This is a genomic window from Thalassovita sp. (assembly GCF_963691685.1).
GTDB lineage: Bacteria > Pseudomonadota > Alphaproteobacteria > Rhodobacterales > Rhodobacteraceae > Thalassobius.
Map to the genome: position 1 here is coordinate 1,507,236 of NZ_OY829290.1, position 23,740 is coordinate 1,530,975.

A 23,740-nucleotide genomic window follows, 5' to 3' on the forward strand; every position below is an offset into this window, starting at 1 on the left:
TTTTGGGGTCCTCCCTCGATCCCTAAATTGCGTCAGCCCGCCTCAGGCGAGGCGGGCGAACGGAAGTGTTTGCGGGCCACATCAGATGGCGAGGTACTCCTCCCGCAGTTCTTTGTTCTGCAAGACCTCAGCCGCGGATCCGTCAAACACCACGTTACCGGTATCAAGGATCACGGAACGGTCGGCAAGTTCAAGGGCACGGACGGCATTTTGTTCAACAATTACCGTGGTGATCCCCTGTTCCTTAATCTTGCGCAGCGTGCGCTCGATCTCATCCACGATCACCGGTGCAAGGCCTTCGTAAGGTTCATCCAGCAACAGAACCTTGATGTCACGTGCCAGGGCGCGGGCAATGGCCAGCATCTGCTGTTCGCCCCCCGAAAGCGTCACACCCTCCTGCTGGCGGCGTTCGCCCAGACGGGGGAACAGCTCATAAAGGCGTTCCAGCGACCAGCCGATGGGCGGGGCGATCTGGGCCAGCTTCAGGTTTTCCTCAACCGTCAGGCCGGGAATGATGCGGCGATCTTCGGGCACCAGACCGATCCCGGCGCGGGCGGCTTCATGCGATTTCATCAGGTGCAGCGGCTGGTGGTCCAGCCAGACCTCACCACGGCGGATTTCAGGGTCATCCAGCCGCGCAATGGCCCGCAGGGTGGAGGTTTTGCCAGCGCCGTTGCGACCTAGAAGCGCGAGGATCTCACCTTCGTGGACGTTAAAGTCGACACCCTGAACGATGTAGCTTTCACCGTAGTAGGCATGCAGATCCCACACCGACAGGTAGGCGGGGGCGGTTTCAGCAAGGTTGTGACCTTTGGAAAAATCAGGTTTCACATTCATGGTCGGCCTCCTTACGCGGTCTCACCCAGATACGCTTCGCGTACCTTCGGGTTGCCTTTGATGTTTTCCGGATCGTCTTCGACCAGGGGGGTGCCCTGCGCCAGAACGGTGATCCGGTTGGCCAGAGAAAACACAACATGCATGTCGTGTTCGATGATGGCGATGGTGATGTCACGCTCATCCGAGATCTGTTTCAACAGATCGATGGTGTTGTTGGTGTCTGCCCGCGCCATACCGGCGGTGGGTTCATCCAGCAACAACAGGCGCGGCTCCTGCGCCAGACACATGCCGATTTCCAGTCGGCGTTTGTCCCCGCGCGACATGGCGGCGGCGTTCATGCCATGTTTGTCCGCCATGTTCATTTCTTCCAGCATGTGCTGGGCGGCTTCGACCACCTGCTTTTCGCTCATCATGTCTTTGACCGCATGCATGCGGAAGGCCCCGTCACGCTTGGCAAAGATCGGGATCATCATGTTTTCCAGCACCGAAAGATCACCAAAGATCTCAGGGGTCTGGAACACGCGGCTGATGCCCATCTGGTTGATCTCATAAGGCTTGCGGCCCAGCACGGACTGACCGTTGAACATGACCGACCCGGTGTCGGGGATCAGCTTGCCCACCAGACAGTTCAGCAGGGTGGATTTGCCCGCCCCGTTGGGGCCGATGATGGCGTGAACGGAGTTTTCCTTCACGCTCAGGTTCACGTCCCCCAGCGCCTGCAGGCCGCCGAAGCGTTTGTTGACGCCTTTGACTTCAAGGATACCCATTGTTGTCTCCTTACTCTGCAGGCTCGGCCTTGGCCGATCCGTCGGTATTGTTGGGTTGTTTCTTGCGGGTCAACAGGTTGCCGATGCGTTTGCCCAGTTCAACCAGACCGCCGGGCACAAAGATGATAACCAGCATGAAGATCACACCGGTGGTGATGTGCCACTGTTTGCCCACAAAGAGGTTGGTGATCGCGATGAAGAAATCCGACATCCCATCAGGCATGAAGGAGAACCAGCCCTCCAGTACGCCTTTGTTGATCTTGGACAGGATGTTCTCCATGTACTTCAGCAGACCCGAACCCAGAACCGGACCGATCAAGGTGCCAGCACCGCCCAGAATGGTCATGATCACAACCTCACCCGAGGCGGTCCAGAACATCCGTTCCGCGCCCACCTGCGTGTCCATTGCCACCAAGAGGCCACCAGCCAGACCGGCATACATGCCCGAGATGACAAAGGCCGCCAGCGTGTAGGGACGTGGGTTCAGACCGGTGTAGCTGACACGCTGCTGGTTCGACTTGACCGAGCGCAGCATCAGCCCGAAGGGTGAGCGGAAGATGCGGATCGACATGTAGAAGGCAGCCAGCATTGCAACGGCGGCGATATAGTAACCTGCGTTGAAGGTGAACTCCCAGCTGCCGATGGCCAGCTTGTAGCTCGCGCCCATTTCCAGACCAAACAGGTGAGCCTTAGGCGTTGCGCCTTCGGCCAGTGCGGCGTCTAGAATGCGGGGATCGTTAACCTTCGGCTGAAGGCCGGTTTCACCACCGGTCAGTACACCACCGAACAGCTGCCCAAACAGGTCCGAATAGGCCAGCTGATACATCATCATCGCAAAGGCCAGTGTCAGGATGGAGAAGTAGATGCCCGAGCGGCGCAGCGAGATCCAACCCACGAGGAAGCTGATCAGGCCGGCAACGATTACCGAAACGATGATGGCCGGGATGACGTTCATCGTCAGCAGTTTCATCATCCAGATCGCCGCGTAGGAGCCCACACCCAGGAAGGCCGCGTGGCCAAAGGACAGGTAGCCGGTCAGGCCAAACAGGATGTTAAAGCCGATGGCGAAGATCCCAAAGATCACGAAACGCTGCATCAGGTCAGGGTAACCTGCGTTGAACTGCGCCATGGCTGAGCCTTCGGGGAAGGGGTTCAGGATGAACGGTGCAAACAGGGCGAGGATGGCGACGACCACGAGCAGTGTGGCGTCTTTCTTATCGAGACCAAACATGGATCAGTCCTCCATCACGCCTTTGCGGCCCATCAGGCCCCGCGGACGTGTCAACAGAATGATAATGGCGACCAGGTAGATGATGACCTGGTTGATACCGGGAATGAAGGCGATGACCTCACGCATGGAGGCAAAGCTTTCCAGAATGCCAAGCAGGAAGCCTGCGGCGACAGCGCCGGGCAGGGAGCCCATGCCGCCGACAACAACCACAACGAAGCTGAGCACAAGGAAGTCCATGCCCATGTGATAGTTCGGCGCGTTGATTGGCGCGTACATCACACCCGCCAGACCCGCGACCGCAGCTGCAAGGCCAAACATGATGGTGAAGCGCTTGTCGATATCGATGCCCAGCAGGCCAACGGTTTCGCGGTCAGCCATACCGGCGCGGACAACCATCCCGAAGGTGGTGAACTGCAGGAAGACAAAGACAGCACCGATGATCAGAGCGGCAAAGCAGAAGTAAACCAGACGCCAGTAGGGGTAGATGATGGTGTTTGGATCAAAGCCCAGCATCGCGCCGAAATCAAACGAGCCTTTGAAGGCCTCGGGGGCCGGGGTCGGGATCGGGTTGGCACCGTAGTAGTACTTGATGATTTCCTGCAGCACGATCGCCAGACCGAAAGTCACAAGGATCTGGTCCGCATGGGGGCGCTTGTAGAAAAACTTGATCAGACCGCGTTCCATGATCACGCCGACCAGGATCATCACCGGGATGGCAAAGAGGATGGCTAGAGGCACAGACCAGTCGATGATCGATTGTCCGGTGGCTTCGCCGAACAGGTCATAGACGTAAGGCACGTCAACTTTCAGGGGCTGGCCCAGAAAGTCGGTGCGTGACGGATCTACAACCTGATGGCTGAGCGTCAGAATGCGGTTAAGTGTAACGGCGCAGAAAGCACCGATCATGAACAGCGCGCCGTGGGCGAAGTTCACCACTCCCAGCGTGCCGAAAATCAGAGTAAGCCCGAGCGCGATCAGCGCGTAGGCAGAGCCCTTATCGAGCCCGTTCAGGATCTGCAGGATAATTGCGTCCATAGTCCCCACCTGTGTTGAGAAACATGGTGCCGCCATTCACCAAAGGGTTTCGGGAGGCGGCGCGCCATGTAGAAGTGTTGCAGGCCGGCTCAGACTGCTGCCAGCCGGCCTGCTTGGTTTGATTAGGTGCCCGGGTTGCAAGCGCCCAGTTCGCCACCGAAGATCGAGGCGTCGTAGGTCACCTGAGCGGTCGGGGTCACTTCCACGATCTCCAGAAGGTCGAATTCCGAAGTCGGGTTCTCTTTCCCTTTCACAACCAGCACGTCTTTGAAGCACTGGTGGTCCGCCCCGCGATACAGGGTCTTACCGTTGCCCATGCCGTCAAACTCAAAGTCTTCCAGAGCTTCAGCAACAGCACATGGGTTGAACGAACCAGCGCGCTGAACAGCATCTGCATAAAGCAAGGTCTGAACGTAGCAGGTGTGCGCGGCCTGGCTCGGCGGGAAGCCGTATTTGGTGCCGAAGGACCGTACAAAGGCCTGCGAGCCTTCGTCCTGCAGCGACCAGTGCCAGTTGGTCGAACCATAGATGCCTTTAACGTTGGCACCTGCACCCTTCGCCATCAGGCGCGAGTAGAGCGGAACAACAATTTCGAAGTTCTTGTTGTTGACCAGCTTGTCGCGCAGGCCGAACTGAACCGCGTTGGTCAGCGAGTTCACCATGTTACCGCCATAGTGGTTCAGAACCAGAACGTCGGCGCCCGATTGCAGAACCGGCGCAATATAGGACGAGAAGTCCGTCTGCGTCAGCGGGGTACGTACCGCAGCAACGGTTTCCCAACCCATGGCTTCGGTCGAGGTTTTCACCGCTTCTTCAGTGGTGTAGCCCCAGTTGTAGTCTGCGGTCAGGTGATAGGCTTTACGGTCGGTGCCGTAGTTGTTGGCCAAGATCGGCGCCAGCGCCGCACCGGACATGTAGGAGTTGAAGAAGTGGCGGAAGCCATTGGCCTTCTTGTCCTTACCGGTGGTGTCGTTGGAGTGGGTGAGGCCGGCCATGAAGATGACGCCAGCTTCCTGACACAGGGCCTGAACAGCCACAGCCACACCGGAGCTGGAGCCACCGGTGATCATGACGGCGCCGTCTTTTTCGATCATCGAACGGGCCGATGCGCGTGCGGCGTCAGATTTGGTCTGGGTGTCGCCGGTCACATATTCGACCTTCTTGCCCAGGATACCGTTGCCCTGCAGAGCCTTCGACGAGAAGGTTTCCAGCATGCCGTTGTCAGAGCCGGTACCATTCAGGTGCTCAACCGCCAGCTGATAGGCGCGCAGTTCGTCGGCACCTTCGTCAGCGTAGGGGCCGGTCTGCGGCACGTTAAAGCCTAGCGTTACCGAGCTGCCAGTGGGTTCGTTTGTAAATGCGGCAGCGGACTGCGCAGTAAAGATCGTCGGCACTGCCAGCCCGGCACCGGCAACGGCCCCCGACTTCAGCACACCACGACGAGACATATTGGTCTTGGTCATAAATTCCTCCCGTTTCAAGACGTGTGGCGACGCCTCCTCTTGCGTCCCCACGCGCACATTTGTGCAAATTCATTATCGGGGGCGGTTGGAAAATTTCGCAACAATGGCTTTTTGCGTAACATTTTTTTTGTAAATATTTGCACAATGCTGTGGTATGCATTGTAAAGAAATTATTCTGCGATGCAGAAGCGCGTTGATTTTGATGGGAAAAGAAAATGCCGCAGGGGCAGCTTACCGGGACAAGGATCCGCGAAAGGCGGATCATGCAGGGAATGCGACAGGCCGAATTGGCGCAAAAAGCCGGTATTTCGGCCTCATATCTCAATCTGATCGAACATAACAGACGCAGAATCGGCGGAAAACTCCTCCTGTCGCTGGCCGAAGTGCTGGGGGTGGAGCCTTCGATCCTGTCCGAAGGCGCCGAAGCGGCGATGCTGGCCACGCTTGGGGAGGCGCGTGCCGCCGATCCCAGTGCCGCCCCGGTTGAAGAAACGCCCGAGGCTTTTGCCGGTCGTTATCCGGGCTGGGCCGAGCTGTTGACCCGCCGCCACCGCAGGGTGCTGGAGCTGGAACGGACAGTGGAAACCCTGACTGATCGTCTGACCCATGACCCCTATCTTGCCGCCGCCCTGCATGAGGTGATTTCCACCGTGACGGCGATCCGCTCGACCGCGGGTATTCTGGCGGACACCCCGGAACTGGAACCGGAATGGCGGGACAGGTTCCACCGAAACGTCAATGAAGATGCCGCGCGGCTTGCTGAAAGTGCGCAGGCGCTGGTCTCTTATCTGGATGAGGGCGCCGAGGAACAGGGCGGTCTTGCCTCACCTCAGGAGGAGTTGGAGGCCTTCCTGAAGGATGCGAATTATCACTTCGCCCAGTTGGAAAATGGCAAACGCAGTGAGGTTGAGACCATGCTGCAAGGCGCCGATGTTCTGCAATCTGTCGCCGGGCGTGGTTTCGCGCGCAGCTATCTGGAACGCTACATTGAAGACGGCCGTGACATGCCGCTGGATCAGGTGCTTGCCTGTGTGCACGAGTATGGTCCTGACCCGTCGTCTGTGGCGCAGATGTTTGGCGTCAGCCTGTCGCGTGCGATGCGGCGGATGGCTGAACTGCCCAAAGAAGACGGCATTCCTGAGATCGGATTGGTCAGCTGCGATGCCTCGGGCACGCTGATTTTCCGCAAAGCCATCGAAGGTTTCGCCTTGCCAAGGTTTGGCGCTGCCTGTCCGAAATGGCCGCTGTTTCAGGCGCTCTCACGCCCCATGGTGCCAATCCGGCAGGTGGTGGAACAGGATCCGCGCGGCGACGCGGCCTTTGTGGCTTATGCAATTTCTGAACCGGCAACGCCGCCCAAGTTTGGCGAAGATCCGTTGTTTCACGCCCATATGCTGATCGTTTCACGGGCCCCCGGCGCACGGCGGGAGGAGCGTACGGCGCCACTTGGGGTGAGCTGCCGGATCTGCCCATTGCAGGACTGCGCCGGCCGGCGTGAGCCATCAATCCTGACGGATGGGTTTTGACTTGTCCCCTGAATGTGGCAATAACAGTCAGGGAAATTTGAAATTGAGTGCTCAAGGGGGGGCGATACATGGGCAAACATGTCCTTGTCATCGAAGATGAGCCAAACATCATCGAGGCGATTTCGTTCATATTATCGCGTGACGGCTGGACCGTTGCGACCCATTCAAACGGCCACGATGCTGTGGATGTGGTGCGCGACAAGAGCCCCGATTTGGTGATTCTGGATGTCATGCTGCCGGGCAAGTCCGGTTATGACATCCTGACGGAACTGCGCGAAGGCGAAGCAACACGGGATCTGCCGGTGTTGATGCTGACCGCGCGCGGCCAGAGCAAAGACCGCGATCTGGCCGAGCGGATCGGGGCCAGTCGGTTCATGACCAAGCCCTTCTCAAACGCCGAAGTTCTGGAGGCCCTGCGCGAACTGGTGCCGCAATGAGCCGCAAGCAATCGCCCCTGTTTCTGGAACGGCGCAGCTACCGCTTGCGGCGTTTGATGGATGGGGCGCGGTTGATGCCGTTTCTGGGCGCTGCGCTGTGGGCGATCCCGCTGCTGTGGACCCGCGAAGGCGGCGCGCCCGTCTCAACCTCACGGGCGATGCTCTATATCTTCTCGGTCTGGTTTGTGCTGGCCTGCCTAGCGGCGGTGTTGTCCATCTGGCTGGATGGCAAAGCCGAAAGTGAGCGATCAAACCCGCAGGAGGGCCCGCGCTGATGGGGACATTGAATATCCTCATCGCCGTGTGCCTTGGCTATGTGGCACTGTTGTTTCTGGTGGCCTTCATGGCCGAACGGGCAGCACTCAGGGGGCGGGCGAAATGGCTGCGCTCACCTTTTGTTTACACATTGTCGCTGTCGATCTACTGCACCGCCTGGACGTTTTATGGCGCCGTTGGCTTTGCTGCGCGCTCCGGGTTGGAGTTTCTGACCATCTACATCGGGCCGACGCTGGTGATGATTGGCTGGTGGTGGGGCCTGCGCAAGCTGGTGCGGATCGGGCGCACCCAGCGGATCACCTCAATCGCGGACCTCATTTCCTCCCGTTATGGCAAGTCGCCCTTGCTGGCGGTCTTTGTGACCCTGATCGCGGTGATCGGGACCACGCCATATATTGCGCTGCAACTTCAGTCAGTTACGCTGTCCTTCGCCAGCTTTTCGGCCAATGCAGCGGAGACGGGACAACTGGGCGATCATGATGCCACAGCCCTGTGGATCGCCGCCGGGCTGGCCCTGTTTACCGTGTTGTTCGGCACCCGAAATCTGGATGCCAACGAACGCCACCACGGGGTGGTCATGGCCATCGCGCTGGAGGCAGTGGTCAAGCTGTTTGCACTGGTCGCGGTGGGGATCTTTGTGGTCTGGGGCATTGGCGGCGGGCTGTCGGCAACGCTGGACCGGATCGATGCCTCGGCCATTGGTACCTGGCAGGTGCCGGATGGGCGCTGGGCGGCGCTGACGTTGCTGTCGGCGGCGGCTTTCCTCACCCTGCCACGGATGTTTCAGGTGCTGGTGGTGGAAAATGAGGACGAAAACCACCTGCGCACGGCCAGCTGGGCCTTCCCTGCCTATCTGATGCTGATGAGCCTTTTTGTGGTGCCCATTGCGGTGGTCGGTCTGGACCTTATGCCGGAGGGTGCAAACCCCGATCAGTTTGTCCTGACGCTGCCGCTGAGCCAGGGGCAGGAGGGGCTGGCGATGCTTTCGTTCCTGGGTGGGTTTTCCTCGGCCACGTCGATGGTGATCGTGGCGGCGATTGCGCTGTCGACGATGGTGTCGAACCATATCGTGATGCCGATCTGGCTGCGCCTGGCCGAAGGTGGCGCGATGATTTCCGGCGATGTCCGCCATGTGGTCCTGCTGGCGCGTCGCCTTTCAATCGCCGGGGTGCTGGCACTTGGCTATCTGTATTACCGGTTCTCCGGTGGTGGGGAGGCGCTGGCGGCCATCGGCCTGATTTCATTCGCTGGGGTGGCGCAGTTCCTGCCGGCGCTGATGGGCGGGATTTTCTGGCGCGGGGCCAACCGTGTTGGGGCCTTGGCTGGGCTGGCCGTGGGCTTTGTCATCTGGGCCTTCACCCTGTTCCTGCCCAGCTTTGGTCCGGGTGTTTTCCTGCCAGAAACCGTGTTTGAGGCAGGGTTGTTTGGCAATTCCTGGCTGCGCCCTGAGGCGCTGTTTGGGATCACCGGGCTGGATCCGCTGGTGCATTCGGTGATGTGGTCGATGACCCTGAACACCGCTGTCTTCATCCTCTTCTCTCTGCTGACCTTCCCGCAGCCGCTGGAACGCTTGCAGGGGGCGCAGTTTGTGAATGTGTTTCAGCATACCGGCAACCCGCAGGGCTGGTCCGGCGGCGTGGCCCAGGCCGAAGATCTGATGGTCATGGCGCAGCGGATCCTTGGCCCGGCAGAGGCGCAATCGCTGTTCCAGCGCGCTGCGACGGCGCAGGGGCTTGCGGGCTATCTGCCTGATCCGACACCAGAATTTCTGCAAATGTTGGAACGCGAGATGTCGGGCTCCGTTGGTGCGGCAACGGCGCATGCGATGGTCTCTCAGATCATGGGGCGGGCCACCGTTTCGGTTGAGGATCTGCTGGCGGTGGCCGATGAAACCGCCCAGATGATGGAACATCAAAGTCAGCTGGAGGCGAAATCGGCCGAGCTGACCCGCACCGCCAGACAGCTGCGGGCGGCCAATGACAAGCTGACCCAGCTGTCGGTGCAGAAAGATGCCTTCCTCAGCCAGATCAGTCATGAGCTGCGCACGCCAATGACCTCCATCCGGTCGTTTTCGGAAATCCTGCGCGATGCCGAGGAATTGGGGCAGGAGCAGCTTACCAAATACGCCAATATCATCCATCAGGAGGCGATCCGCCTGACCCGTCTGCTGGACGATCTGCTGGATCTGTCGGTGCTGGAAAACGGTCAGGTGAACCTCAACATCCAGCGCGGATCATTGACCGCATTGCTGGATCACGCGACGGCCTCAACCGGGGTCAGCGGGGCGGGGCTGCGCATTCATCGGCGCGGTCTGGATCTGGATGTGGAGATGGAAACCGATCTGGACCGGCTGTCACAGGTCTTCATCAACCTGATCGCCAACGCCAAGAAATACTGCGATGCCCCCAGGCCCGAACTGACCATTCGCGTGGCGCAGCGGGACAACTATCTGGTGGTGGATTTCACTGACAATGGATCTGGCGTGCCGCGCGACAAGCAGGATCTGATCTTTGAGAAATTCGCCCGTGTCAGCGATCAGAAAGCGGGCGGCGCGGGGCTGGGGCTGGCGATTTGCCGTGAGATCATGTCGCGCCTTGGCGGTGCGATCACCTATCTGCCGGGGCAGGGCGGTGCCTCATTTCGGGTGACCCTGCCGATGCGGATGCGTCAGGCGGCAGAATGATAGGTGCCGCTTAGTGTAGATACTGGATTGCGAGGGCGTATGCCCGAGCAGCGCCCGACCCTCCCCACGGGAGGGCGCTTTTGCGGTGGTGTGACGGGCAGATGCGCTGCGCTTTGTTGCAACGTTGCGCGTAGGAGTGGGGTCTTTTGCGCCCACCCAGGGTCGGGCGCTGCTCTCAGCTCTGGGCCCAAAAAGGGCATAAAAAAGATGCCGGACAAGGAGACTTGCCCGGCATCTTTTAATTTGTGTTACCCGTGGATCAGCCTTCCAGATGGGGCCGCAGCTGTTCCAGCATGTAACCGGCCTGCGCGGCGGTTCCGAGGATCTCATCGGCGGAGGCTTTGCCGGCCTGGCTGAGCGCCCAGATCACGGTGCAGCGGGTGCCTGAGGCGCAATAGGCCAGCACAGGGCCCTCTGCTGCATCCACCATCTCAAACTGTTTCACCACGTTGTCGGGTGTCATCGTCTGATGGGTCAGCTCCAACACTTCAAACGGCATGCCTGCGGCTTCGGCGGCGGCGGCCATTGCATCGGCCTGATGGCTGGGCGGGTTTTCAACGTCTGGGCGGTTGCAGATCACCTTGGTGAAGCCTGCCGCCTTGATGGCGGCAAAATCTTCGGGGTTGATCTGCGGCGAGACGGAGTAGCGGGGTGTGATCTGACGAATATCCATGCGCCAAGCCTTATTCCGCGGGAACCGCCCTGTCCAGTGTCACCCGCACGCCGGGTGCCACCGCCATGCCGGCGATCATCGCCGCGACAAAGACCCAATGGCCAACACCGCCATAAGACAGTGAGGCAATCGAGGGTCCGGGGCACAGCCCGGCCAGACCCCAACCTGCACCAAACAGGATCGATCCCAGCACCAGATTGCGGCCCAGACGAGGGGCGGCTGGGGCGGGAAACTCACCACCGGCCAAGGGTTTGCGCCCGGGCACCAGCAGCCAGGCAATTGCCATCGGGAGGATCGCGCCACCCATCACAAAGGCCAGCGTAGGATCCCAGTTGCCGAAGATATCCAGCCAACCCTGCACCTTGGAAGTGTCGGTCATGCCGGACAGAAACAGGCCGGTGCCAAACAGGCCGCCTGCGATAAAGGCATAGATCAGTCGCATCAGATCACCCCCAGAATGTGGCGGAACAGGATGACGGTCAGCCCGCCTGCCATGATGTAGAAAACAGTGGCCACCATGCCGCGCAGCGACAGGCGTGAGATGCCGCAAACCCCGTGGCCTGAGGTGCAGCCATTGGCCAGACGTGTGCCGATACCAACCAGTAGACCCGCTGCGATGATCACGATCCAATTGTCGGTGATATGGGTGTCAACCGGCCCGGTCAGCGGCATGATCAGGATCGGCAGTGCAAAGACGCCGGTCAGAAACACAACACGTTCGGCCCAGGTGGACCAGCCCGAGCGGTCAACCAGACCACCGATGATGCCGCTGGCGCCCATGATGCGCCCGTTGGCCAGAAGGTAGACGGCGCCACCAAGGCCGATCAGCAGACCGCCGATCAGACCCCAGAGCCAATCTGAGGGAATAGCACTCAACATCGCGTTTCCTTTCCTGGATGTTGTCATAGGTCACCTGTCCTGCGCCGCAGTTCGCATGCGGGCGCAGGCAGGAAGAGTTTAGGTAAGTGAGGCCGCCCGGATCAGAGCTTGTTGACCGGCACCTTGAGGAACACGTCACCCTGTTCATCCGGCTCGGGCATCTGGCCCGCGCGCATGTTCACCTGAAGGGAGGGGATGATCAGCTTCGGCATCGCCAGTTGCGCATCCCGCTCATCGCGCATTTTGACAAAGTCGTCCTGCGCGGTGCCATCACCGATGTGCACGTTTTTGGCTTTCTGTTCGCCGACCGTGGTTTCCCAGGCATAATCTTCGCGACCAGGCGCTTTGTAGTCGTGGCCAACAAAAATGCGGGTTTCATCCGGCAGGGTCAGGATCTTCTGGATCGATTGGAACAGCACCTCGGAGGAGCCACCGGGGAAGTCACAACGCGCGGTGCCAAAGTCAGGCATGAACAGTGTGTCGCCAACAAAGGCCGCATCGCCCACCACATAGGTCAGGCAGGCCGGGGTGTGGCCGGGCGTGTGCAGGACGTCCAGACGCATCTGACCGATATGGATGCTATCCCCTTCAACGAAAAGCTTATCAAACTGGCTGCCATCGCGCTGGAACTCGGTGCCTTCGTTGAACACTTTGCCAAAAGTGTCCTGTACGATTTTGATCTGGTCGCCGATGCCGATTTTGCCGCCAAGTTTCTCTTGCAGGTAGGGGGCTGCGCTCAGGTGATCGGCGTGGACATGGGTTTCCAGCAGCCACTGAACCTCCAGCCCTTCTTTTTGGACATAGGCGATGATCTCATCTGCCGATGCGGTGTCGGTGCGGCCGGAGGAATAGTCAAAATCCAAAACGGAATCGATGATCGCCGCGGCTTTGCCCGCTGGGTCCTGCACCACATAGGAAATGGTGTTGGTGGCGTTGTCGAAAAAGGCGGTTACGAGCGGGGTCATTGGGGTATCCTCTGAATTTGTGCAAAACATATAACAATATTCGAATACGTTTCAACCCCCATATTTGGCTTCTGTTCAGGGTTGATATGCATCAAGGCGCTAGACCCTGAAATTATGTCAAACTTTCCATGTTTCGTTAAGGAGGGAACGCCATGATTGCGTTGGATATCCGTCGTGGACAGTTGCTGGACCGCCTGCAGGAGCTTGACGGTCGCCTGCATGGGATTGAGGCCGAGTTGGACAGCCCGCACTCCAAAGATTGGGAAGACGCCGCGGTCGAACGCGAGGGTGATGAGGTGCTGGAAGGGCTGGGCCAGGCCGGTCAGGAGGAGATCCGCCGTATCCGCGCCGCGCTACAGCGCATGCGCGAGGGCGAATATGGCTACTGCGTGCAATGCGGCACCGAAGTGGCGGAGGACCGATTGAACCTGCTGCCGGCCACCCCGTTTTGCGCGCCCTGTGCGGCGAAACACGGCTGACATTTTCTCAAGTGGGGCGCATCTCAAGGGAGGGACGCAATGAAACATAAGATCACACAGCTATTGGCCGAGATCGAACAGCAGATCCAGCAGGTCCCGCCTGAGGATCTGCAAGGTGTTGTTTTGGATATCACAGAGGACCTGCGGGGGCTGGTGACCCGGTTGGAGGCTGCGGTGGGCAATGCCACAGCTGGCACGGCCAAATCAGTACCCGCCGCGGATGAGGATCCTCTGGAAGGCTACTTTGACAACATGCCCGTCTGACTGTCGGCTGGGCATCGCCTATGGCAAGCGTGACGCAACCTCAAGGCGGGGCTTGCTTTTCCCCTGCCACCCTTGGCACAGTAAATCATCCAAGGGGCGTGAATTGGCCACGCAAGGAGGCAAGGTGGCAGAACAGGTTAGCCTGCAGGTGCAGGACGGCATTGCAATACTGCGGATGGAAAACGGACCGCAGAACACCCTGTCGCCGGATCTGCGCGCGGCGCTGATCGCCCGCTTCAGCGCGTTGGCGGATGCTGATGAGGTTTCAGCGGTGGTGCTGACCTCTGTGGGCGCCGCCTTCTCAGCCGGTCTGGACATCGGTGAGTTGGGCCGCCCCGTGCAAGAGCCGAGCCTGATGCAGCTGACCTCGCTCCTGGCTGAATTTCCCAAACCTATTGTGGCAGCCCTGCGGGGCAGGGTGCTTGGCGGCGCGGTGGATCTGGCGCTGGCGGCACATGCGCGGGTGGCCTCTGCAGATACCCATGTTGGTTTTCCTGCGATGGCCATGGGGCTGTTGCCTTTGGGCGGTGCAACCCAACGTCTGCCAAATATCCTGACGGCCCCTTCGGCGCTCAGGGTTTTGCTGGGCGAGGGGATGTTCGCTGTCAGCTCAGCCGTGATGGATGGCTTTGCCGAGATTGCAGCGGACAATGCCGCCCTTGAGGCGCAGGCTGTGGAGCTGGCAAAACAGCTGGCCCAACACCCCGATCAATGGGACCGCGCGCGGTTTGCGCGGGTGTCCGCAGCCGACCCAATCGCGACCCAAGCGGCGCTGCAGTCGGCGCGCGGTCAGTACCATGGCAAAGTGGCCCCCTCAGAAACCAAGCTGATTGAATGTGTGGAGGCCAGTCAATTGTTGCCCCTGGCCGCAGGTCTGGCGCTGGAGGAAACGCTGGCCGAGGATTGCCGCCTGTCGGACTATGCGACCGGACTGCGCCATGCCTATCTGGCACGCCGTCGCATTCAGCATTTCCCGGAACGGACGGAGGCCAAACCGCGCCAGATCCGTCACCTTTGGCTGGTTGGCGGATCCGCCAATGCCTGCGCCATCGCGGCAATCACGGCCACACGCGGCACAGGTGTCACGATCTATGAACGCAACGCCGCCGCGGTGGCGGAGGCTGAGGCGCGGGTGGAAAAGGCCTGTCAAACACTGGCCGGGCGCGGCGACCCGGCGGCGGCACTGGCCCAGATACAGGTCACCGCCCAGCTGCAGGATCTGGCCGCGGCCGATCTGGTTCTGGAAACTGTGGGCGAAAGTGTCGAGGCCAAACAGCAGGTGTTCCAGGCCCTTGATCAGGTGCTGCCCCCTGATGCTATCCGGGCCAGCCATTCGGCGCTATTGCCGATGGTGGAGCTGGCCAAGGGGCAGGCCGTGCCGGAAAACTTCCTTGGCCTTCACTTCCACGCCCCAGTGTTGCGCGGCGAATTGGTGGAGCTGATTGCGGGGCCTCAGACCTCCGCAGAAACGCTGGTAACGGTGGCCGAGTTCATCACCGGCCTTGGCCGTTTGCGCCTGCGCAATGGGGGCCATCCCAGCAGTATGGCCGAGCCGATGCTGGCGGCCCTGCGCGAAGTGGGCTGGTATTTCCTGCTGCAGGGCATCAGCCCCTATGCAGTGGATCAGGCGCTGATTGATTACGGGCTGCCCTATGGCGTTTTTGCTGCAATGGATCGGGTTGGGCTGGATGTTCTGTCACGTCGCCTGGCGCTGGTTGCGGCATCCTTGCCTGTGACCCACGCGACATTGCTGCAGCTGATGCAGCAGGACGGGCGGCTTGGCCGTCACGGCGGACGTGGGTTCTACCTGTGGCCTGATCCGCAGACACCCCGGCCTGACCCAGAGCTGAGTACGCTGTTAAATGACGCGCAGCCCTGGCGCACACCGCCGAAACCTGCCGAAATTGTTGAGGTGACCGTTGCGGCCTTGGCCAATCAGGGGGCCAAGCTGCTGCGGGCAGGCGCGGCGGTTCGGCCTTCAGATATTGATGCGTTGATGGTGTTGTCGCAGGCGTGGCCACGCCGTCAGGGCGGACCGATGCACAGCGCAGAACAACACGGCATGTTTGCGATCCTACAGATCCTGCGTCACCGCGCTGAGGAGGTGCCAGCCCTGTTTGACCCTGACCCGGCCTTGGCGGCGATGGTCAAAAACGGTCAGACGTTTTCGGATCTCAATGGCATTGGGCGCAACCGGGTGGTTCTGCCGGCCTGAACGCGCCCTGTGGCGGGCTGGCCAACCCCAATCCTCGGTTTGATCAGCCGAGGAAAATGCCCATCACAACCATCATCAGGCCAAAGACTGACAGGAACAGGGCGCCCATGTTCAGCGGCACCACTTTCTTGACGGCTTCGCGCATCTCTTCATCGCTCAGCCCCGCCTTCTTGGCGCCGGCCACTTTGAAGATGCAGTAGAACAGACCAAACAGACCCGCCACCGACATTGCGGCCCCAATCCAAATCAACCATTCCATCGTTTTGGTCCTACTCTCTGGCTCTTTCACGATCTCTGAGGCCGAGGCCTAACCGATCCGCCGCGCCGTTGCAATGTGGCGCAAATTCGCAAGCGCTCCGACGTCGCTTTGCGAAGGGCTTGCGGGGCGCGGACAGGGGCGATAGGGAAGGGGAAACTCAATGGAGATGAGCGCCATGGAAGACGAAGATTACAAACAGGACAAAGATTCCAGCTACCGCGTCACCGCGGATGAACTGCGCCAGTTCATCGAACGGTTTGAGCGTCTGGAAATGGAAAAGAAAGACATCGCCGACCACCAGAAAGAGGTGATGGCCGAAGCCAAAGGCCGCGGCTATGACACCAAGGTCATGCGCAAGCTGATCGCGCTGCGCAAACGCGATAAAGACGACATCGCCGAAGAAGAAGCGGTGATGGAAATGTACAAAGAAGCGCTGGGCATGTCCTAAGCCCTGCCTCTTTGGTTTATTAGAAAACCCGGCCTGATAGGGCCGGGTTTTTTGTTGTTTTGCGCGGCGGCAATTTCTTCCCCCCTGCTGCAGGGGTTAATACACGAAGGGCAGGAACTTGGCCGTTTTGGCCGCATAGGCCTTGAACGGATCGCCGTAACGGTCTGCCAGATAAGCGTCGAGCGGTGGGATGTGGTAAAAGATGAACATAAAGGTCATCAGCGCCGGGATCGAAAACGCCCAGAGTGACGCCGTTAGCAAGGCCCAGCCAGTAAATAGAATGCTGTCACCTAAGTAGTTGATATGCATGGAATAGGCGAAAAGACCGCCGGTGTAGCACTTGCCTTTGGATGAAGGGTGTTTCTTCCACGCGCGCCGCTGCAGTTCCGATCCGGTGTTCAGGTATGAGCCCAGCAGCAACAGTGCCAATGCCAACCCGTCCCACAGGCTGAGCGGCGTGGCCTCCCCCGACAAAGCACCTGCGCCGAGCAGCAGAAAGCCAATTTCAAACACTGCGATGAAGAGGGTCAGGCCCAATCCTTCGGACAGTTCGACGCGGCGCTGCAGCAGGACAAACAGCGTGATCAAATGACGCAGGAAATAGAGGGCCGCTGCCAGCGCCAGAATTTTGGCTCGGGTCGGATCGGCCCAGTCAAAACCCCCAAAGGCGAGCCAGAAACAGATCGCCACGATCGTGCCGTGCAGCAGGGCAAAGGTCAGTTTTGGACCCAAAGAACGGTCATGGACGCGGTCAACGCCGCCGTATTTTGTGCTCATCTTCAAAGTCTCCAATCAAATGCCCCGGTGCATCAGCCTGGTCCGAGGGTGAGTTTATTTCGTCCATATGGACTAAATAAGAATGGAAACGGCACAGTCAATGGCGGCGGTCGGTTTTTTGGACCAATCGGTCCATAAAGGTCAAATCGCCAAAACCCATCACGGGACACAGGTCCGCGACCGCACCACAGTGCAGGTGTTGCTCACGCAGAGTGATGTTTTGAGGCTGGGTTGGGCAGGGCCCTAGGGCTCAATCATAGTGACGCCGGGGATGCGGGAGATCTCGAAGACGTCTTCGTCGTAAAGCTCACTGAGGCTATCAACCATGTCTTCGGTCCAGCCGGGCAGGTCGACCTCTTCTTCCAGCTCATCCTCTAGCGCGAATTTATCGAGGAACGCGGCGATCACGCGGCGTTTTTGCATCTCATTCATATTGGGATGCTCTTTGAGGTACCCGCGGAAGCGCTTCATGCCTTCTTTGTTCATGATCTCAGACAAGAGATCGAAGCCGCCGATGATCTTCTCATTGTGTTCCAGCGCAGCCATTTCCCGCACCAGCTGTGCCCACAACAGCGGGCTGTCCTCGTTGCACCAGACGTGGATCTGGGCCTGCGGCACCGCTTCGCGCAGGCGGGTGATCAGCTCACTCCAACGGACATCACGCGGATCCGCGCCGCCCATGAAATCCAGAAAGTCGTCAGTGGGCGATTGCGCATAAACCGCGGGAAAGAAGGTCGCCGGATTGCGGATGGCCAGAAACAACTCCACCTCATCGCGCTCAAAAATCTCACAAAAGCGCGCCAGTTTGCGTTCGGCGCCGGGGTAGATGACACCTTTGTTGATCGCCACCTTGGGCACGGAAAAGAAGTGTTCGTTGGAAAACAGGATACGTTCGGGATGATCCGCGCCATCCAGGATTTCTTCCAGCAGGGTTTCGCGGGCATCGGGCGCCAGCGGGCCCTTTTCCATCGCTTGCAACACATCGCGGATCAAACGCCGGTAGGACGTGGGCCGTGGCACGGCGATGCCCCGTTTGAAGAAACTGTCACGGTTTTTCAGCAGGCAGCGGACCAGGCGATCATCATCAGTGTTATGTGCACCGGCGTGCAGGACAACTTGCATCGAATTTCCAGAATAGCGGCAAGGATGGAATGGCTTGTTTTCAGCACTATAAGGTCTTTTCTGGACAGTTAAACCGCTTTCAGGCATGGAACAGCTATGAGTGATACGTCGGCCTCTCCTACAGTTCGCAGATCCATCCTGATGCGGTGGAACCCCTGGTCCGTCGGGGCGGCGATGATTGCTGTGCTGGTGCTGATGCCGATTGTTGCGGTGATCTGGATTGCGTTCAATCCGACCGACAATATCTGGCCGCACCTGCTGTCCACCACCTTGCCGCGTTACATGCGCACCACCGTTTTGCTGATGCTGTCGGTGGGCTTTCTTGCCGGGATGATGGGGACTTGTGCGGCCTGGCTGATCGCGCGCTACCGTTTTCCGCTGGCACGCTGGTTGGAGTGGTTGTTGCTGTTGCCGCTGGCGATCCCGGCCTATGTGGGTGCCTATGCTTTGGTCGATCTGCTGGAATATGCCGGGCCGGTTCAAACCTGGCTGCGCAGCATAATGGGGTGGAAAACGGCGCGGGATTACTGGTTCCCGGAGATCCGCAGTTTTGGTGCAGCGGTGATTGTGCTGTCGGCCGCGCTCTACCCCTATGTCTATCTGCTGGCACGGCAGGCGTTTCGCGAACAATCCGCCGCGACGGAAGAGGTGGCGCGGTCTTTGGGCTCCGGTGCCTTGGGCCGGTTCTTGCGGGTTGGGTTGCCCCTGGCGCGGCCCGCCATCGCGGCGGGCATGGCGATTGCGATGATGGAAACGGTGAATGATTTTGGCACCGTGGATTATTTCGCGGTTCAGACGCTGACCACTGGGATCTTCACCGTCTGGTTGGAAAGCAACAACGCAGGCGGCGCGGCGCAGCTGGCTTCGGTCGTTTTGGTCTTGGTGATCTTTCTGGTGACGATGGAAAAGGTCAGCCGCCGCAAGACGCGCTTTTTTGCCATGTCTGGCCGCCACCGCGCGGTGGAACCGGTCAAACTGTCGGGCCTGCCGGCACTGGCGGCCATGGTGGCCTGCGCCATACCCTTTGCGATTGGGTTTGTGTTGCCGGTTGGGGTGATCCTGCACCACGCGCTGAAAAACGCTGAGGTGTGGCAGGATCCGGCGCTGTACACCGCCTTGTGGAACACCGTTTACGTTGGCGGTATTGCAGCGGTGCTGACGGTGCTTGCGGCGGTCTTCATGGTTTACGGCGTGCGCCTGTCCGGGCGGCAGTTGCCAAAGCTGCTGCTGCCGATCACCACCATTGGCTACGCGGCCCCGGGCGCCGTTCTGGGGGTTGGCATCCTGATCCCGCTGGCGCTGTTTGACAACTGGCTGGCCGATTTGATCGAGGGGGCGACGGGCGTCGATATTGGCCTGGTCCTCACCGGATCATCAGTGGCACTGATCTTTGCCTATGGGGTGCGGTTCTTTGCCATTGCGCAGGGCGCGGCGGATGCGGCGATGGGGCGGGTTTCGCCCAGCCTGCCGATGGCCGCGCGGTCGCTGGGGCGCAGTAAGGGGCAGGTGCTCCGGCAGATCTATGCGCCGCTGATCCGTGGCTCCGTCGGCTCTGCCTTGCTGCTGGTGTTTGTTGACGCGGTGAAAGAGCTGCCGGCCACGCTGCTACTGCGCCCGTTCAACTTTGACACCCTGGCGACACGTGTGCACGAACAGGCGTCCCTGGAAAATCTGGGGGACGCTTCGCCTGCAGCGATCCTTGTGGTTCTGGTAGGCCTCTCTGCGGTGGTATTGTTGGCACGCGCCAACCGTTAACCCCACGCGGGCGCTGAAAAAAGCTCACGAAACTGTGCCCAAATATTGGGCAAAACAGGGCTTTCGGCCTATGTCCTGACAGGATAACCTGACCCGAACGGAGAGCGTCATTGGGGGAGGGACCAGGCGATGCATCATCCGCACGACCTGCCAGCCCCAGCGGCAGACAACAGGCCAGGCAACGGGTCAACCCTTTGGGATGGCCCGCATTTTGCAGACCTGTCGCAATGCGCTGTCCGAACTTCGGACCCGTCTAACAAAGGACATCTGCGATGGGACGCTACCTGATCTTCTTGATCGTTACGGCATTGACCGCACTGTCATTGCTGGCAGCTGCTTTTAACCCTTGGTTTTTAATCCCTTTTCTTATCTTCTCGGGCTTCACGATCTTAGGCATCCGCGATTTGGTGCAACCGCGCCATGCGATCCTGCGGAACTATCCGGTGATCGGCCATATGCGGTTCCTGTTTGAAGGGATCCGCCCGGAAATCCGTCAGTATTTGATCGAAAGTGATCAGGATGAGGAACCGTTTTCTCGCGATGCCCGATCGCTGATTTATCAACGCGCCAAAGGGGTTGAGGACAAGCGGCCCTTTGGCACCCGGCAGCGCGTTTACGACTCGGGCTATCAGTGGATCACCCATTCGGTGGCACCGAAGGATATCGAAAATCACGATTTCCGCATCACCGTTGGCGGCCCTGAATGTAAGCAGCCCTATGAGGCCTCGATCTACAATATCTCCGGCATGAGTTACGGGGCGCTATCGGCCAATGCCATTCTGGCGCTGAACACCGGGGCCAAGAAGGGCGGCTTTGCCCATACCACCGGTGAGGGCGGTATCAGCCGTTACCACAAAGAGGGCGGTGGCGATCTGATCTACCAGATCGGCTCAGGCTATTTTGGCTGCCGCACCCCTGAGGGCCGGTTTGACCCGGAAAAATTCACCAAGGTGACGTCAAACCCACAGGTGAAGATGATTGAGGTGAAGCTGAGCCAGGGCGCCAAGCCGGGCCACGGCGGGGTTCTGCCCGCAGCCAAGATCACCCCTGAGATTGCCGAGGCGCGGGATGTGCCGATGGGGCAGGACTGTGTGTCGCCCGCGCGCCATCCTGAGTTTGAGACACCGATTGAGCTGTGCCAGTTCATTGCCCGACTGAAAGAGCTGTCAGGCGGCAAACCGGTGGGTTTGAAAATGTGTATCGGACACCGGCGTGAGTTCATGTGTCTGGTCAAGGCGATGCTGGAAACGGATATCGTGCCTGACTTTATTGTTGTGGACGGCAAAGAAGGCGGCACCGGTGCAGCACCGGTAGAATTTGCTGACCATCTGGGCATGCCCCTGACCGAAGGTCTGACCTTCGTGCACAACACAATGCGTGGGGTGAACCTGCGGCACCGGCTGAAAATCGGGGCCTCAGGCAAGATCACTTCGGCCTTTGATCTGGCGCGCATCATTGCGCTGGGGGCGGATTGGGCGAACTCGGCGCGGGGCTACATGTTCTCCATCGGGTGCATTCAGGCGCAGGCCTGTCACACCAACCATTGCCCGGTGGGGGTCGCCACGCAGGATCCGCTGCGCCAGCGTGCCCTTAATGTGCCGATCAAGTCTGAACGGGTCTACCGGTTCCACAATAACACCATGCATGCGCTGGCTGAAATGACCGGCGCTGCCGGGTTGGATCACCCCAGCCAGTTCCTGCCGCACCACCTGCTGATCCGGGAAAAAGATGCCGACATGAAAACCGGGGATGAGGTCTATCCGTACCTGCCCGAGGGCTTCCTGCTGCGGAACGAAGATGTGGGCGGCGGCTACATGAAACGCTGGGAACGTGCCCGCGCCGAAAGCTTTGCGCCGGTGGATTACATTCCCTGAGGATCTACTGAGCTACGAAAACAAAGCGCCCGCCAATTGGTGGGCGTTTTCTTTAGCTCGGGCAAAGTCCGAGCCGCGCCTGACCTTCCCGATGGGAAGGCGCACTGTTTGTGTCCCGCTTCACAGAAATGAGGTCACTGCTTGAAGTGCATCGCTTTCACAGCCGTCCTAAGCGCCTCCCCAAGGTCAGGCGCGGCCCGGACTATTCAGCGCCCTGCTGCAGCTCAATCACCTGTGACAATTCACCCGTGGCGCGGCTATAGATCAGCACCCGGTCATCCTCTGTCACCACCGCCTGCCAGCGTTTGGTCTGGGTGTAGGCCTCAGCCGTCACACCATCGGGCAGAACCAGCGTTTCAGGGAATTCCAGCGATTTGTCGTTGAAGCGGATGACAATCACCGCGATCAGCACTAAAAGCCCGACAATCATCGTCCCTGTCAGCCCTGTCACCAACAGGCGCAGGAATTTCAGCTCCGCCGGCAGCTCGGCTGCGGGTGTCTCTTCGGTCTCTGGCTCTTGGGAGTTATCCATGTCGCTCACGCAGCTTTCCGTCACCATTCAGGCGGATCCGCCCAAACGCCTTGATAAGGCGCTTTCGCGCGATGTGCCAGCCGAAGCTGCGCTGTCCCGCACGCGGCTTGCGAAACTGATGGCGGATGGCATGGTCACACGCGAGGGCGAAGCCCTGACCGATCCCAAGGGACGCGTGGCCGAGGGCGACGTGATTGAGATCACCGTTCCGCAGGCTGAGGAAAGCCACATCGGCCCGGAAGAGATTGCGCTGGACGTGATCTATGAAGATGACGACCTGATCGTCATCAACAAACCGGTCGGCATGGTGGTGCATCCGGCGCCGGGCACACCATCGGGCACCTTGGTGAACGCGTTGCTGCATCATTGCGGTGATACGCTATCGGGGGTGGGCGGGTCGAAACGTCCGGGGATCGTGCACCGGATTGATAAGGACACCAGCGGCTTGCTGGTGGTTGCGAAATCCGACAAGGCGCATCACGGACTGGCCGCGCAATTCGAAAAACACACGGTGGAACGTTACTATCAGGCGGTGTGCTACGGCGTGCCGGATGCCAATGATCCACGTGTGCGCGGGGTCAAAGGGGTGAACTTTGAAACCGGCAATATCATGAAGATCACCACCCAGCTGGCACGGCACAAAACCGATCGCCAGCGTCAGGCGGTGCTGTTTGAGGGCGGGCGCCACGCTGTGACCCGCGTGCGTATTGTTGAGGCTTTCGGCAGCCCTGAAGTGGCCGCGCTGGTGGAATGCTGGCTGGAAACCGGCCGGACCCATCAGATCCGCGTCCACATGGCCCATGCGGGTCATTCGCTGATTGGCGATCAGACCTACGGCGGGCGGCGCAAACTGTCGGAGAAGACATTGGGCATCCGCGGTGTGAATGCTGCCAAGGACTTCCCGCGTCAGGCCCTGCATGCGGCGGTTTTGGGGTTTGTGCATCCGGTCACTGGCGACGAGATGCGGTTTGAAGCCCCTCTGCCCAGCGATATGACCAAGCTGATTGAGGCAATGCGGGTCGGCCCCAAAGGCTGAGGCCTGCTGATCCAAACATTCTTGCAGGGCCGCCATGCATTTATGGCGGCTCTTTTGTTTTGCAGTGGTGCGCGCGGACTGTCACAAACAGCACATGCGCGTGAGCGCACTGTAGCAGGGGTTTCCCCCGGGCGATTGTGCGCCAATATACGTGCAGCAGATGAGATTTTTCCAAGAGCGGCCCTTGAAAGGCGCTAACAGCGTTCT

General features: G+C 59.7%; 24 protein-coding genes. 11 read left to right on the forward strand and 13 right to left on the reverse strand.

The features are described from left to right. Positions 1-81 precede the first annotated feature (81 nt). The 5 genes from ACORLH_RS07315 to ACORLH_RS07335 all read right to left on the reverse strand — a co-directional run bounded on the left by ACORLH_RS07315 (position 82) and on the right by ACORLH_RS07335 (position 5,333). Positions 82-837: an ABC transporter ATP-binding protein gene (locus tag ACORLH_RS07315; RefSeq protein WP_058244262.1), complete on the reverse strand. Its 756-nt coding sequence runs from the start codon at positions 835-837 to the stop codon at positions 82-84. Positions 838-848: 11 nt separating this feature from the next. Further along, positions 849-1,604 (reverse strand): ABC transporter ATP-binding protein, encoded by a 756-nt coding sequence (locus ACORLH_RS07320; RefSeq protein ID WP_058244261.1) that lies wholly within the window; start codon positions 1,602-1,604, stop codon positions 849-851. A gap of 10 nt (positions 1,605-1,614) precedes the next feature. Then, a complete protein-coding gene (locus ACORLH_RS07325) occupies positions 1,615-2,835 on the reverse strand; it encodes a branched-chain amino acid ABC transporter permease (RefSeq protein WP_321832001.1) in 1,221 nt (406 codons plus the stop codon). A gap of 3 nt (positions 2,836-2,838) precedes the next feature. Then, a complete protein-coding gene (locus ACORLH_RS07330) occupies positions 2,839-3,870 on the reverse strand; it encodes a branched-chain amino acid ABC transporter permease (RefSeq protein ID WP_321832002.1) in 1,032 nt (343 codons plus the stop codon). 122 nt (positions 3,871-3,992) lie between these two features. Next, positions 3,993-5,333 carry a substrate-binding protein gene (locus ACORLH_RS07335; protein WP_321832004.1) on the reverse strand — a complete coding sequence of 447 codons (1,341 nt, stop codon included), beginning with the start codon at positions 5,331-5,333 and terminating at the stop codon, positions 3,993-3,995. Positions 5,334-5,548: 215 nt separating this feature from the next. On the opposite strand from ACORLH_RS07335, the gene ACORLH_RS07340 reads away from it, so the two are divergent. From ACORLH_RS07340 to ACORLH_RS07355, 4 genes are all read left to right on the forward strand, one after another. Then, positions 5,549-6,859 carry a short-chain fatty acyl-CoA regulator family protein gene (locus ACORLH_RS07340; protein WP_321832005.1) on the forward strand — a complete coding sequence of 437 codons (1,311 nt, stop codon included), beginning with the start codon at positions 5,549-5,551 and terminating at the stop codon, positions 6,857-6,859. Positions 6,860-6,927: 68 nt separating this feature from the next. Then, a complete protein-coding gene (locus ACORLH_RS07345; RefSeq protein ID WP_058244257.1) occupies positions 6,928-7,296 on the forward strand; it encodes a response regulator transcription factor in 369 nt (122 codons plus the stop codon). Further along, positions 7,293-7,571 carry a hypothetical protein gene (locus tag ACORLH_RS07350; RefSeq protein WP_058244256.1) on the forward strand — a complete coding sequence of 93 codons (279 nt, stop codon included), beginning with the start codon at positions 7,293-7,295 and terminating at the stop codon, positions 7,569-7,571. Before ACORLH_RS07345 ends, ACORLH_RS07350 begins: the two co-directional genes overlap by 4 nt. Continuing rightward, on the forward strand, positions 7,571-10,255 hold the full coding sequence (locus ACORLH_RS07355) for an ATP-binding protein (protein ID WP_321832006.1): 2,685 nt from the start codon (positions 7,571-7,573) through the stop codon (positions 10,253-10,255). The genes ACORLH_RS07350 and ACORLH_RS07355 overlap by 1 nt, the downstream gene beginning before the upstream one ends. A gap of 259 nt (positions 10,256-10,514) precedes the next feature. On the opposite strand, the gene ACORLH_RS07360 is transcribed toward ACORLH_RS07355, so the two are convergent. The 4 genes from ACORLH_RS07360 to ACORLH_RS07375 form a co-directional block, all read right to left on the reverse strand. Further along, positions 10,515-10,928, reverse strand: coding sequence for a TIGR01244 family sulfur transferase (locus ACORLH_RS07360; protein ID WP_321832007.1), 414 nt, complete (start codon positions 10,926-10,928; stop codon positions 10,515-10,517). Between the two features lie 10 nt (positions 10,929-10,938). Beyond that, positions 10,939-11,370 (reverse strand): DUF6691 family protein, encoded by a 432-nt coding sequence (locus ACORLH_RS07365; protein ID WP_321832008.1) that lies wholly within the window; start codon positions 11,368-11,370, stop codon positions 10,939-10,941. Beyond that, positions 11,370-11,795 (reverse strand): YeeE/YedE family protein, encoded by a 426-nt coding sequence (locus ACORLH_RS07370; RefSeq protein ID WP_321832792.1) that lies wholly within the window; start codon positions 11,793-11,795, stop codon positions 11,370-11,372. The genes ACORLH_RS07365 and ACORLH_RS07370 overlap by 1 nt, the downstream gene beginning before the upstream one ends. Positions 11,796-11,908: 113 nt before the next feature. After that, on the reverse strand, positions 11,909-12,772 hold the full coding sequence (locus ACORLH_RS07375) for an MBL fold metallo-hydrolase (RefSeq protein WP_321832009.1): 864 nt from the start codon (positions 12,770-12,772) through the stop codon (positions 11,909-11,911). Positions 12,773-12,924: 152 nt separating this feature from the next. On the opposite strand from ACORLH_RS07375, the gene ACORLH_RS07380 reads away from it, so the two are divergent. The 3 genes from ACORLH_RS07380 (at position 12,925) to ACORLH_RS07390 (ending at position 15,730) form a co-directional block, all read left to right on the forward strand. Continuing rightward, the gene (locus ACORLH_RS07380; RefSeq protein WP_321832010.1) at positions 12,925-13,251 is read left to right on the forward strand and encodes a TraR/DksA C4-type zinc finger protein; all 327 of its coding nucleotides are present in this window, start codon (positions 12,925-12,927) and stop codon (positions 13,249-13,251) included. A 39-nt stretch (positions 13,252-13,290) separates the two neighbouring features. Continuing rightward, complete coding sequence (locus tag ACORLH_RS07385) at positions 13,291-13,515, forward strand: hypothetical protein (protein ID WP_321832011.1); 225 nt, start codon at positions 13,291-13,293, stop codon at positions 13,513-13,515. A gap of 124 nt (positions 13,516-13,639) precedes the next feature. Then, positions 13,640-15,730 (forward strand): 3-hydroxyacyl-CoA dehydrogenase NAD-binding domain-containing protein, encoded by a 2,091-nt coding sequence (locus tag ACORLH_RS07390; RefSeq protein WP_321832013.1) that lies wholly within the window; start codon positions 13,640-13,642, stop codon positions 15,728-15,730. Between the two features lie 43 nt (positions 15,731-15,773). Here ACORLH_RS07390 and ACORLH_RS07395 read toward each other — a convergent pair whose 3' ends face one another. Continuing rightward, entirely contained in the window at positions 15,774-15,989 is a 216-nt protein-coding gene (locus tag ACORLH_RS07395; RefSeq protein WP_058244247.1) for a hypothetical protein, read from the reverse strand. Between the two features lie 160 nt (positions 15,990-16,149). On the opposite strand from ACORLH_RS07395, the gene ACORLH_RS07400 reads away from it, so the two are divergent. Then, the gene (locus tag ACORLH_RS07400; RefSeq protein WP_242601812.1) at positions 16,150-16,437 is read left to right on the forward strand and encodes a DUF2312 domain-containing protein; all 288 of its coding nucleotides are present in this window, start codon (positions 16,150-16,152) and stop codon (positions 16,435-16,437) included. 96 nt (positions 16,438-16,533) lie between these two features. Here the strand turns inward: ACORLH_RS07400 and ACORLH_RS07405 are convergent, their stop codons facing one another. Further along, on the reverse strand, positions 16,534-17,214 hold the full coding sequence (locus ACORLH_RS07405) for a methyltransferase family protein (protein WP_321832014.1): 681 nt from the start codon (positions 17,212-17,214) through the stop codon (positions 16,534-16,536). Positions 17,215-17,457: 243 nt separating this feature from the next. After that, the gene (locus tag ACORLH_RS07410) at positions 17,458-18,336 is read right to left on the reverse strand and encodes a hypothetical protein (protein ID WP_321832016.1); all 879 of its coding nucleotides are present in this window, start codon (positions 18,334-18,336) and stop codon (positions 17,458-17,460) included. Positions 18,337-18,477: 141 nt separating this feature from the next. Between ACORLH_RS07410 and ACORLH_RS07415 the strand changes: the two genes are divergently transcribed. Together ACORLH_RS07415 and ACORLH_RS07420 are read left to right on the forward strand one after the other, a co-directional pair. Continuing rightward, positions 18,478-20,091, forward strand: a complete 1,614-nt coding sequence (locus ACORLH_RS07415) for an iron ABC transporter permease (protein ID WP_321832018.1) — start codon at positions 18,478-18,480, stop codon at positions 20,089-20,091. 272 nt (positions 20,092-20,363) lie between these two features. After that, positions 20,364-21,965, forward strand: coding sequence for an FMN-binding glutamate synthase family protein (locus ACORLH_RS07420; protein ID WP_321832019.1), 1,602 nt, complete (start codon positions 20,364-20,366; stop codon positions 21,963-21,965). 202 nt (positions 21,966-22,167) lie between these two features. Here ACORLH_RS07420 and ACORLH_RS07425 read toward each other — a convergent pair whose 3' ends face one another. Beyond that, complete coding sequence (locus tag ACORLH_RS07425; RefSeq protein ID WP_321832793.1) at positions 22,168-22,497, reverse strand: DUF6476 family protein; 330 nt, start codon at positions 22,495-22,497, stop codon at positions 22,168-22,170. Between ACORLH_RS07425 and ACORLH_RS07430 the strand changes: the two genes are divergently transcribed. Then, positions 22,496-23,533 carry an RluA family pseudouridine synthase gene (locus ACORLH_RS07430; RefSeq protein WP_321832021.1) on the forward strand — a complete coding sequence of 346 codons (1,038 nt, stop codon included), beginning with the start codon at positions 22,496-22,498 and terminating at the stop codon, positions 23,531-23,533. The genes ACORLH_RS07425 and ACORLH_RS07430 overlap by 2 nt on opposite strands. Positions 23,534-23,740 lie beyond the last annotated feature (207 nt).

Coding starts and splice junctions, on each gene's coding strand:
- ACORLH_RS07315 (WP_058244262.1), bottom strand. CDS start 837: ATGAATGTGAAACCTGATTTTTCCAAAGGTCACAACCTTGCTGAAACC.
- ACORLH_RS07320 (WP_058244261.1), bottom strand. CDS start 1,604: ATGGGTATCCTTGAAGTCAAAGGCGTCAACAAACGCTTCGGCGGCCTG.
- ACORLH_RS07325 (WP_321832001.1), bottom strand. CDS start 2,835: ATGTTTGGTCTCGATAAGAAAGACGCCACACTGCTCGTGGTCGTCGCC.
- ACORLH_RS07330 (WP_321832002.1), bottom strand. CDS start 3,870: ATGGACGCAATTATCCTGCAGATCCTGAACGGGCTCGATAAGGGCTCT.
- ACORLH_RS07335 (WP_321832004.1), bottom strand. CDS start 5,333: ATGACCAAGACCAATATGTCTCGTCGTGGTGTGCTGAAGTCGGGGGCC.
- ACORLH_RS07340 (WP_321832005.1), top strand. CDS start 5,549: ATGCCGCAGGGGCAGCTTACCGGGACAAGGATCCGCGAAAGGCGGATC.
- ACORLH_RS07345 (WP_058244257.1), top strand. CDS start 6,928: ATGGGCAAACATGTCCTTGTCATCGAAGATGAGCCAAACATCATCGAG.
- ACORLH_RS07350 (WP_058244256.1), top strand. CDS start 7,293: ATGAGCCGCAAGCAATCGCCCCTGTTTCTGGAACGGCGCAGCTACCGC.
- ACORLH_RS07355 (WP_321832006.1), top strand. CDS start 7,571: ATGGGGACATTGAATATCCTCATCGCCGTGTGCCTTGGCTATGTGGCA.
- ACORLH_RS07360 (WP_321832007.1), bottom strand. CDS start 10,928: ATGGATATTCGTCAGATCACACCCCGCTACTCCGTCTCGCCGCAGATC.
- ACORLH_RS07365 (WP_321832008.1), bottom strand. CDS start 11,370: ATGCGACTGATCTATGCCTTTATCGCAGGCGGCCTGTTTGGCACCGGC.
- ACORLH_RS07375 (WP_321832009.1), bottom strand. CDS start 12,772: ATGACCCCGCTCGTAACCGCCTTTTTCGACAACGCCACCAACACCATT.
- ACORLH_RS07380 (WP_321832010.1), top strand. CDS start 12,925: ATGATTGCGTTGGATATCCGTCGTGGACAGTTGCTGGACCGCCTGCAG.
- ACORLH_RS07385 (WP_321832011.1), top strand. CDS start 13,291: ATGAAACATAAGATCACACAGCTATTGGCCGAGATCGAACAGCAGATC.
- ACORLH_RS07395 (WP_058244247.1), bottom strand. CDS start 15,989: ATGGAATGGTTGATTTGGATTGGGGCCGCAATGTCGGTGGCGGGTCTG.
- ACORLH_RS07400 (WP_242601812.1), top strand. CDS start 16,150: ATGGAGATGAGCGCCATGGAAGACGAAGATTACAAACAGGACAAAGAT.
- ACORLH_RS07405 (WP_321832014.1), bottom strand. CDS start 17,214: ATGAGCACAAAATACGGCGGCGTTGACCGCGTCCATGACCGTTCTTTG.
- ACORLH_RS07410 (WP_321832016.1), bottom strand. CDS start 18,336: ATGCAAGTTGTCCTGCACGCCGGTGCACATAACACTGATGATGATCGC.
- ACORLH_RS07415 (WP_321832018.1), top strand. CDS start 18,478: ATGCGGTGGAACCCCTGGTCCGTCGGGGCGGCGATGATTGCTGTGCTG.
- ACORLH_RS07420 (WP_321832019.1), top strand. CDS start 20,364: ATGGGACGCTACCTGATCTTCTTGATCGTTACGGCATTGACCGCACTG.
- ACORLH_RS07430 (WP_321832021.1), top strand. CDS start 22,496: ATGTCGCTCACGCAGCTTTCCGTCACCATTCAGGCGGATCCGCCCAAA.
- ACORLH_RS07425 (WP_321832793.1), bottom strand. CDS start 22,497: ATGGATAACTCCCAAGAGCCAGAGACCGAAGAGACACCCGCAGCCGAG.